Below are 235 nucleotides of genomic sequence, written 5' to 3' on the forward strand. Positions count from 1 at the left end.
CCGACCTCCGACGCCGTCGTGGTCTGGTCGAGCAGCACTTCGCCCGTGTCCGGATCCTCGACGTACAGGCTGCCGCCCACCGCCGTCGCGCTGGCGGCCGTGGCCGTGGCGTTGTAGCCCGAGGCCGTCGCGTTCTGGCCGTCGGCATACGCGCCCGAGCCGTAGGCCGACGCGCCCTGGCCGTAGGCGTTGGCCGCCTCGCCCGAGGCGGTCGCATACGCGCCTTCGGCGTACG

The 235-nt window shown here is 74.5% G+C and carries 1 protein-coding gene; it reads right to left on the reverse strand.

From position 1 onward, the window contains the following. The coding region (locus Q0863_RS18440) for a hypothetical protein (RefSeq protein WP_298581765.1) at positions 1–235 on the reverse strand (235 nt) is incomplete at both ends.

Origin of the sequence: uncultured Luteimonas sp. (assembly GCF_947492465.1) — a bacterium.
In the GTDB taxonomy this organism is placed as follows: Bacteria; Pseudomonadota; Gammaproteobacteria; order Xanthomonadales; family Xanthomonadaceae; genus Luteimonas.